9 protein-coding genes and 1 tRNA gene are annotated in these 7,778 nt (G+C 53.1%); 3 read left to right on the top strand and 7 right to left on the bottom strand.

All coding sequences use genetic code 11. The features are described from left to right. Together PFRI_RS02375 and PFRI_RS02370 are read right to left on the bottom strand one after the other, a co-directional pair. Entirely contained in the window at window positions 1-813 is an 813-nt protein-coding gene (locus tag PFRI_RS02375) for a fatty acid desaturase (RefSeq protein WP_072629158.1), read from the bottom strand. 19 nt (window positions 814-832) lie between these two features. Next, window positions 833-1,288 carry a type II toxin-antitoxin system RatA family toxin gene (locus PFRI_RS02370; protein ID WP_072629160.1) on the bottom strand — a complete coding sequence of 152 codons (456 nt, stop codon included), beginning with the start codon at window positions 1,286-1,288 and terminating at the stop codon, window positions 833-835. Between the two features lie 71 nt (window positions 1,289-1,359). Between PFRI_RS02370 and hpt the strand changes: the two genes are divergently transcribed. Then, window positions 1,360-1,923: a hypoxanthine phosphoribosyltransferase gene (hpt, locus tag PFRI_RS02365; protein WP_072629157.1), complete on the top strand. Its 564-nt coding sequence runs from the start codon at window positions 1,360-1,362 to the stop codon at window positions 1,921-1,923. A 163-nt stretch (window positions 1,924-2,086) separates the two neighbouring features. Here the strand turns inward: hpt and PFRI_RS02360 are convergent, their stop codons facing one another. Then, window positions 2,087-2,497, bottom strand: a complete 411-nt coding sequence (locus PFRI_RS02360; RefSeq protein WP_072629156.1) for a SufE family protein — start codon at window positions 2,495-2,497, stop codon at window positions 2,087-2,089. A 124-nt stretch (window positions 2,498-2,621) separates the two neighbouring features. On the opposite strand from PFRI_RS02360, the gene PFRI_RS02355 reads away from it, so the two are divergent. After that, on the top strand, window positions 2,622-3,140 hold the full coding sequence (locus PFRI_RS02355) for a hypothetical protein (protein WP_072629155.1): 519 nt from the start codon (window positions 2,622-2,624) through the stop codon (window positions 3,138-3,140). 6 nt (window positions 3,141-3,146) lie between these two features. On the opposite strand, the gene rnd is transcribed toward PFRI_RS02355, so the two are convergent. From rnd to purM, 3 genes are all read right to left on the bottom strand, one after another. Next, on the bottom strand, window positions 3,147-4,304 hold the full coding sequence (rnd, locus tag PFRI_RS02350; protein ID WP_072629154.1) for a ribonuclease D: 1,158 nt from the start codon (window positions 4,302-4,304) through the stop codon (window positions 3,147-3,149). Window positions 4,305-4,394: 90 nt separating this feature from the next. Continuing rightward, complete coding sequence (gene purN / locus PFRI_RS02345) at window positions 4,395-4,967, bottom strand: phosphoribosylglycinamide formyltransferase (RefSeq protein ID WP_072629153.1); 573 nt, start codon at window positions 4,965-4,967, stop codon at window positions 4,395-4,397. Beyond that, a complete protein-coding gene (gene purM, locus PFRI_RS02340) occupies window positions 4,964-6,016 on the bottom strand; it encodes a phosphoribosylformylglycinamidine cyclo-ligase (protein ID WP_072629159.1) in 1,053 nt (350 codons plus the stop codon). Before purM ends, purN begins: the two co-directional genes overlap by 4 nt. A 108-nt stretch (window positions 6,017-6,124) precedes the next feature. On the opposite strand from purM, the gene PFRI_RS02335 reads away from it, so the two are divergent. Further along, a tRNA-Ile gene (locus tag PFRI_RS02335) sits at window positions 6,125-6,201 on the top strand. 22 nt (window positions 6,202-6,223) lie between these two features. Here PFRI_RS02335 and PFRI_RS02330 read toward each other — a convergent pair. Next, on the bottom strand, window positions 6,224-7,327 hold the full coding sequence (locus PFRI_RS02330) for a tyrosine-type recombinase/integrase (protein WP_072629152.1): 1,104 nt from the start codon (window positions 7,325-7,327) through the stop codon (window positions 6,224-6,226). Window positions 7,328-7,778 lie beyond the last annotated feature (451 nt).

Genomic DNA, 7,778 nt, shown 5'->3' with positions numbered 1-7,778 from the left:
TCAGACAATTTCCGCGTCATAACCCATGAAAAAATTCGGGTTTTGGGGTAGCAGCGGTATATCCAACATTTTGCGACGTAAGCCGTAGTGTTGCACATAGTCGCTGAGGAAGATTTGCAGCTGCGCATAGAGCCCAATCAATGCCCAGAGCAGCGCACCTTTGAGACCGCCCAATGCAAAGCCGGCGAGCAGACAAGCAGCCCCGCCAAGCTGGTACATTACATATGGATGCAGCCCCTGCCCTTTGTGCCGCTTACTCTCTGCCGTGTAGCCTGCTCGGTAAGAGCCGATCCAAGCGCGCCCGAAGAAACGCCAGAAACCACGTCCTTTTGGTGCAGAGACCGGATCGTTGGACGTGCCCACATGCACATGATGCACCAGCGGGTGCGCAGACGCGTGATGCCCCATGAGGATCGACATGTAGATCGCTTTGCCCAAACGGCGCAGCGGACGCGCAGAGCGATGGATCAGCTCATGTGCGTTGGGATGGCCAATCTGACCTGCGAAAAGGGACGTCGCGAAGAACAGCACGATCTTTTCAAGCAGGCTAAGCGCGTCACTCTGCGCCAGGCTATACACGACCACGCTGAGCACAACAAAATGCGCAATAGCAAGCGCGGCGCTCAAACGGTCAGACGCAGGAAATTCGCTCTCAGGGTCCGCGTTTGCGAGAAGTATCGGCGTGAGACGGTCAAAACCATAAGCGAACACTGTGATATAGATCAGCGACCGCCATACCCAGATACCACCGTACAAAGCGCCCAAAAGCAACAGCGCGACGATGCCAAAGGTGGCGAGTGTGAATTTCAGCATGATGCCGCTCCTTTAAGCGCTAGCTTGTTGGAGTATATAGCGCCTCTGCGCGCGCTTCAAAGGCACGTACGACACGTTGCATCGCCTCATTGAAGACAATACCGATGATTCCTTGTAAAATCGCGTTTTTGAACTCGAAATCCACAAAGAACTGAACGTGACAGCCGCCCCCTTCGGCGTCTTCAAACGACCAGTTGGATTTCATGTATTTGAACGGACCATCAAGATACTCTGTATCAACCTTGTGCACATCGGGATGTAACACCACGCGGCTACCGAACTTTTCGCGAAACACTTTGAAGCTGATCACCAAATCGGCCAGCATCTCTTCGCTCGTCCCTTGTAGGGTGCGCGAGCGAATGCGCGCGGCGGAACACCAAGGCAAAAACTGCGGGTAAGATGCCACATCGGCCACAAGGTCATACATCTGCTGCGCGGTGTATGGCATGTGGCGATTTTCAGAATGCGTTGGCATAGCCGCAGATTTCCCGGTAACAAACTCCCGCTGCATGTCATATGTGTGGCACCGAAAATCAAGGGGTAGCCATGTCACAGCGTCCATATGTCATTGATCAAATGATCTCGGCCAAGTCGATTGCAGCGCGGATCGAAGAGTTGAGCCATGATATCGAGGCTGAGTTCAAAGGTACGGACAAGCTGGTCGTTGTCGGGCTTTTGCGCGGATCCTTCGTGTTTATCGCAGATATTGTGCGCGAGTTGGACCTGCCTGTTGAGGTGGATTTTTTAGAAGCATCATCCTATGGGGATGGTATGGAAAGTTCACGAGAAGTACGTATTCTCAAAGACTTACGCGGCGCTATTGAAGGGCGCGATGTTCTTGTCGTCGAAGATATTGTCGACACAGGCCATACGCTGAACCATGTGACGGCGCTCTTAAAGTCGCGCAATCCCGCACGTTTGAAATCGATCGCTTTGCTCGACAAGCCAACGCGGCGCGAGGTTGATTTTCGCTCCGATTGGATCGGCTTTGAAATTCCCGATGAATTTGTCGTGGGGTACGGTATCGATTTTGCGCAGCGCAATCGCAATCTGCCGTTTATTGGCAAAGTACGATTCACTGAAGCTGACACAGAGACTGGCGAGCCGTGATTAACCCACGTCACTTTTTGCGGATGTCACGCTGGGCGCGCAATCCACCTTCTGAAAAGAAGGTGAAGTTCGTGTTTGCTATCATCTTGCTGTGTTTAGCACTGTTCTTGATAGAGCGTTATATCGGTTGGCCAGACGCGCTTAGCCCAAACAAATTCAAGCTCTAAGCCGCCGCAGCCGCCGTTTCACGAATTCGCGCGATCATCGCGGCCAGACCATTAGAACGCTGTGCGGACAAGTGATCGTTCAAACCAAGGCGTGCGAGTTCCGCTTTGGCATCTACCGCAGTGACTTCGGACACAGGCAAGTCGTTGTAAAGCATGCGTAAAACGGCAATCAATCCATTGACAATCATAGCGTCACTTTCGCCATCAAAGTGGAACACACCGTCACCGATTTTGGGGTGCAGCCACACCTGACTTGCGCAACCATCGACCTTGGTCGCAGGCACTTTCAAAGCATCCTCTAGCGGGTCCATCGCTTTGCCCTGCTCGATCACATGACGATAGCGCTCTTCCCAATCCTCAAGAAACTCGAAGTCTTCTACAATCTCTTCAAACGCGGCACTTGCCATGATGTGTCCTCTCTTCGCTTTCTCAGGAGGTAGGGGGCAATCGCACAAACGTCCAGTCTGCTCTTGTCGCTTTTCAAGCGCGCATGGATGGGATAAATCAAAAGCGAGCAAAGTGAGAGATAAAATGACAGTCCTGACATCGCGCACGCGCCCTTTTCTTTTTTGTGCTGCATTGGCCTTGGCCGGATGCGGTGGCGGGATTGCTGATAGTTGGGTGAACCCCGGCAATTGGTTTGGCCAGTCGCGCGGTCAAGCGATTGATGCGAGCGGACCAGTGAACCCGTTGATCCCGAAGCGCCGCTTGGGTCAGCGCGCGCCTGTGGAGTATAGAGGGAATGCTGTCGATCAGGTCAAATCGCTGCGGATAGAGCGCAAGCCCGGTGGTGCAATCATCAATGTGGTCGGCGTGACAGACGCAATTGGCTATTATGACGTGCGTTTGCGCGCTGAGAACGACAATAAGCCTGTCAAAGGCGTGCTGACATATACCCTAAGTGCAGAGCGCCCTGCTGACTTGCTCAACGGTACAGAAGCTGCGCGCCAAGTTGTGGCCGCGCGCTTTGTGAGTGATCAACAGCTTGAAGGTGTGCGCACGATTGTTGTGCAAGGCGCGCGCAATCAACGCAGCACGCGTCGGCGTTAAGCGGGTTTAGACTGGAACAAGAATGACGTCGTTGCCCTTGGCCGCAAGCGCAATTTCACCGTTGCAAAGTTTCAGCGCATCCTCACCGAAAACCTCATAGCGCCAGCCCTGTAGCGCACTAACATCGCGCTCCCCTGCTGCGATCGCATCGAGTTCCGACGTGGGCGCGACAAGTTTAGATGCAACGCCTGCTTGGCCAGTCTTGGTTTTCAACAGAACGCGCAAAAGATCTGCGAGCGCTGGGTTCACTTGAAGACGCTCATGCTTGCGATCAACTTTCGGGAGATTCGCATCACTGCACGTCACCCCAGCTTTAACTGACGCAAGAATGCCATCAGCAATATCGCCGCGTCTCGCTTCGCGTTGCACAAGGCGTGAGCGACCTAAGTCGTTAACATCTTTGGGCTTTGTCGCTGCAAGTTCGACCAAAGCGTCATCTTTGTAGACACGGCTGCGCGGGATGTTTCGGGTCTGCGCATAGTCTTCACGAAACCGCGCAAGTTCACGCACGATGGCCAAAAATCGCGGGCTGTTGTTACGGGTTTTCACACGTTTCCACGCATTTTCGGGCAAGGTGACGTAAGTATCGGGATTGTTGAGGATTTGCATTTCCTCATCAACCCAATGGGCGCGGCCTCGATCCTTTAGCTTTTTTGCCAAGAATTCATAGACTTGGCGCAGGTGTGTGACATCCGCTAAAGCATAGGTTTTCTGCGCATCACTTAAAGGGCGACGCGACCAATCGGTGAAGCGCGACGACTTATCCAACTCTTCCTTGGCAATTTTACGCACAAGCGTTTCATAACCCACTTGTTCGCCAAAACCGCAAACCATTGCCGCAACTTGCGTATCAAACAAAGGTGCAGGAACGACGCCTGCATCCACCTGAAATATCTCGATATCTTGGCGCGCGGCATGGAAAACTTTGACCACGTTAGGGTCTTTGAACAGCTCATAGAGCGGTTCTAGCGAAAGCCCGTCAACAAGCGGATCAACCAGACAGCCAGTGCTGTCATCAGTGCCAGGCATCGCCAGTTGCACAAGACAAAGTTTGGAATAATAGGTGCGTTCGCGTAAAAACTCAGTGTCTACAGTCACATAGGGGTGTTTTCTAGCTTCTTCGCAAAAAGTCGCTAGAGCCTCGGTCGTCGTGATTGTTAACATGCAATTTTGCCCGCCTGAGAGATATTATCAAATGCCCTACGCCAAAAATTCAATGAAATAAAGGGCTCAACGGCGCAACTTACCCAAGGGTTACAATTTACGGATGAATTGACGCAAAGCTTGCGGATAAATGCGGTGCTCTTGTTTGAGAACCCGCGCCGCGAGTGTGTCTGGCGTGTCATCCAGCCGGATTGGAACACGCGCTTGCAACAGGATCGGACCATCATCAAGCTTGGCTGTGACTTCGTGAACTGTGCATCCTGCTTCAGTGTCGCCTGCCGTAATCGCACGAGCATGGGTGTGCAAGCCTTTGTATTTAGGCAGTAATGAAGGATGGATGTTCAACATGCGCCCTTCATAGCGGTCAATAAAATGCGGTGTGAGGACACGCATGAAACCCGCAAGACAGATCACATCAGCCTTGGCAGTATCGAGTTTGGCGATCAACGCATCCTCGAACGCTTCGCGATCGGCACCGTAGGGTTTGTGATCGACAAAATCACTTTGCACGCCATGCGCTTTCGCTTTGGCCAGCCCACCGGCATCTGCGCTATTGGCGAGTACCAGCACAGGTTCAGCCGGATGGTCAGCCGCCATGCTGTCGAGCAGCTTAACCATATTGGAGCCACCGCCAGAAATCAGCACCGCAACGCGTGGTTTCAAAGCAGCGATCCTGTGTAGCGCACCTCGCCTGTGTCTCTGACGTAGCCAAGGCGTGTGACGGTTTCGCCTTCGTTTTCAAGCAATGCAACAAGAGCGTCTGCACGTGCCGCATCAACGCTCAGCACCATACCTTGACCACAGTTGAAGGTCTTGAGCATCTCTGCTTCTGCGATGCCACCCGTTTCAGCCATCCACTTGAAAACAGGGGGTAAATCCCATGCGTTGAGGTCAATCTCGATACCGTATCCATCGGGCAGAACGCGCGGAATATTCTCGGTTAAACCACCGCCGGTAATGTGCGCCAAAGCATGAACGCCACCTGCACGCACAGCCGCGAGTGCTTGCGTCACATAAAGCCGCGTTGGTGTCAAAAGCGCTTCGCCCAAGTTGCCGGTGCTAAATGGACAATCGTCGTCCCAACCGAGACCGGAAATGTCGACCAGTTTGCGCACCAATGAGTAACCATTCGAGTGCACACCATCAGACGCAAGGCCAAGCAAGACGTCGCCCACTTGCACATCAGCAGGCAGTTCTGTGCCACGCTCCATTGCGCCGACAGAGAAACCTGCAAGATCGAAATCACCATCGGGATACATGCCGGGCATCTCTGCCGTTTCACCGCCAATAAGGGCGCAGTTTGAGCGCACACAGCCTTCTGCGATGCCCTCGATAATGCGCGCAGCCGTTTCCGTTTCGAGATGACCCGTCGCGAAATAATCTAAGAAAAACAAAGGCTCTGCGCCTTGGCAGACCAGATCATTGACGCACATTGCGACCAGATCAATACCAACGCCGTCGACGTTACCAGTATCAATCGCGATACGTAACTTGGTGCCGACACCGTCTGTTGCGCCGACCAGAATAGGGTCGTTGTACCCTGCCCCCTTGAGATCAAACAACGCACCAAAGCCGCCAAGGCCAGACATAACCCCCGGGCGATTGGTGCGCTTGGCTGCGGGTTTGATCCGCTCGACCAGTGCGTTGCCTGCATCAATGTCCACGCCTGCATCCGCATAGGTGATGCCGTTTTTGCCGCTCTGATCGCTCATGGATATCTCCGAAACTTCTACTTTGCGCTTCGGGTACATTATCACACGCACCAGTGCAATCTGCATGCTTGACGCGGGTGTGACTTATGCTAATCAAAGGTTAAGGTAGGGCCTGTAGCTCAATTGGTTAGAGCAGCGTGCTCATAACGCGTTGGTTGCAGGTTCAAGTCCTGCCGGGCCTACCAAACATCATTTATTATCCTTTTATTATAGGGTGTTAGATGATTTGTTGACGAACCTTTCAGGGTGGTTCGTCAAGTTTTGTTCCGCTTTCGTGCCTGTAAGTCGCGAAAATGCTGAATCGGCCATGTCCCGCCGCCCAAACGTCTCACAGTACTTTTGAGCCATCGCCAGCGTGACGTGCCCGCTGACCGCCATGATTTCGTAGGGTGTGCCACCCGCTTCGGCGATACGGCGGCAGATTGCTTTTCGGAGGCCATGTGAGGAACACAGCGGCAAGCCCGCTTTGTCACACCACTTGCGCATGGATGTTCCAAGGCCCTTGCGAGAGCGCGCCTTGTTATGGCCCGTCTCAAGGTAGGTGAAAGTGACGGGCCTTGCTGCCAAAGCTGCTACCAAGGCCGGATGGATCGGCAAGCTGATCAGCACCCCGCTTGGGTTCTTGCTGGTCTTTTGACGGCGATATTCTATCCGCCCATCTTTGACGTTCGCTGGCCCAAGCTTCACCGCATCAACCTTCGCGGCCCCTGTGTAGAGCATCAGCGTCATGCAAATATGCGCAGGTGATCCGAGTGGATGAACCTCATAGAAACGAGCAATCTCGCCCTCGTCCCATGAGTGATACCCTTCGGACGTGGTCGCATACTTACTGACACCGAGGACAGGATTGGCGGCAACCCAATCCATCGTGACTGCGAGGTCCATCATTTGAGACAACCGTTTGAGCATCTTGTTGGCCTGCATCGGCGTTTCATGCATTTCCGCTTTGATCGCCATGACATGCCGGATTTTCATATGTGCGATGCGCTTCTTGCCGTGTTTGAGCCTTAAAGGCTCGATGACACTGCGATAATCGGCCCGTGTGCTTTCGCCGATGGTTGGAAAGTGCAGCTTGTAAAAATGCGTGACCAAATCGTCCAAAGTTCCAGCTTTGGTGCGGGAAGCCCCTGCCCCTTCACTAGACTTCGATTTCTGGCGGTTCACGGCATCCTGATACCTTTGTTCAAACTCGTCTGACCCGTAGTCAGACCCCAGTTCGGCAGTGAACCCGCGCGACCTATACCGCCAACGGCGTTTCCCGTGTCGATCCTTGTAGGAGCTTGCGCCCGGGTATTTTTCTCGTTTTTTCAATCTGCGTCCCAATCATTTATCGCTGGTGGTGAGTTCTCACTCGCAGAATGTATCGATTACATGCGCGACCATTGCCGTCGTTTGGACTGCAGGCAGTCTAGAGAAACAACTTTTAAGCCTTGGAGCTCTCGCATTTGCCGTGATTGCAGCCAATCAGCTGAGAAGGATCAAACTCGATTGCCAAGAGCTGATCTGCCGCCTTCCATCTCAAACAAAGTAGCGAGCACGGACACAATTGGTTTGGGCTAGCCGAATGCACATAAAAATTGGGCTATTTCTGCAGTAATGGTCAAAGTGCCAACAGCTGAAAAACCTAATATTCTAGTCGTTTATACGGGATGCAGCGAATGGCAATGTTCCAAGACCAGTCGTTCACGTGAGCTGCGACTAATGTCTGTGATGAAGGTTTTTCGATGCGGGCCAGTGCGCGAGGTTTCGGCGAGGGACTGAC

Source organism: Planktotalea frisia, assembly GCF_001890925.1.
Lineage (GTDB): Bacteria > Pseudomonadota > Alphaproteobacteria > Rhodobacterales > Rhodobacteraceae > Planktotalea > Planktotalea frisia.
This window is presented reverse-complemented; position numbering and strand designations above follow the sequence as displayed.

Excerpts from the sequence above, each read along its gene's own strand:
- PFRI_RS02375 (WP_072629158.1), bottom strand. The coding sequence starts at position 813 with ATGCTGAAATTCACACTCGCCACCTTTGGCATCGTCGCGCTGTTGCTT.
- PFRI_RS02370 (WP_072629160.1), bottom strand. The coding sequence starts at position 1,288 with ATGCCAACGCATTCTGAAAATCGCCACATGCCATACACCGCGCAGCAG.
- hpt (WP_072629157.1), top strand. The coding sequence starts at position 1,360 with ATGTCACAGCGTCCATATGTCATTGATCAAATGATCTCGGCCAAGTCG.
- PFRI_RS02360 (WP_072629156.1), bottom strand. The coding sequence starts at position 2,497 with ATGGCAAGTGCCGCGTTTGAAGAGATTGTAGAAGACTTCGAGTTTCTT.
- PFRI_RS02355 (WP_072629155.1), top strand. The coding sequence starts at position 2,622 with ATGACAGTCCTGACATCGCGCACGCGCCCTTTTCTTTTTTGTGCTGCA.
- rnd (WP_072629154.1), bottom strand. The coding sequence starts at position 4,304 with ATGTTAACAATCACGACGACCGAGGCTCTAGCGACTTTTTGCGAAGAA.
- purM (WP_072629159.1), bottom strand. The coding sequence starts at position 6,016 with ATGAGCGATCAGAGCGGCAAAAACGGCATCACCTATGCGGATGCAGGC.